At 61.8% G+C, this 319-nt stretch carries 1 protein-coding gene; it reads right to left on the minus strand.

Features of this window, described 5'->3' with window-relative positions:
- The coding region (locus tag ACV22Z_RS35845; protein ID WP_448080957.1) for a hypothetical protein at positions 1 to 319 on the minus strand (319 nt) is incomplete at both ends.

A 319-nucleotide genomic window follows, 5' to 3' on the forward strand; every position in this document is an offset into this window, starting at 1 on the left:
ATCGCCTGCCGCTGCGCGGACAGTGTGCCGGCCTGATTCGACAAAGATGCGGCGGTCAGAGCAAGTGCGCCATTGGTCGCGATTGACCCGCCCTGGTTCGAAAGCGCGCCGGTCACGATAGTCAGCGTCGCGTTGCCGGCGTGTGCAATTTTTCCACGGTCGTTGATCAGCGCGGCCGGCGTGAGGTTCAGATCAGCGCTGTTCGTTTGTACGGTTCCCAAGCTATTGTCGAGCGTGCCGGAAACGGCGATCGTGGTCGGATTGGTTCCGGTCTGCGTGATCGTGCCCGCCTCGTTTTTAAGGTCGGTCGCCGTCAGCA

It is taken from the genome of Burkholderia sp. PU8-34 (genome assembly GCF_053427725.1).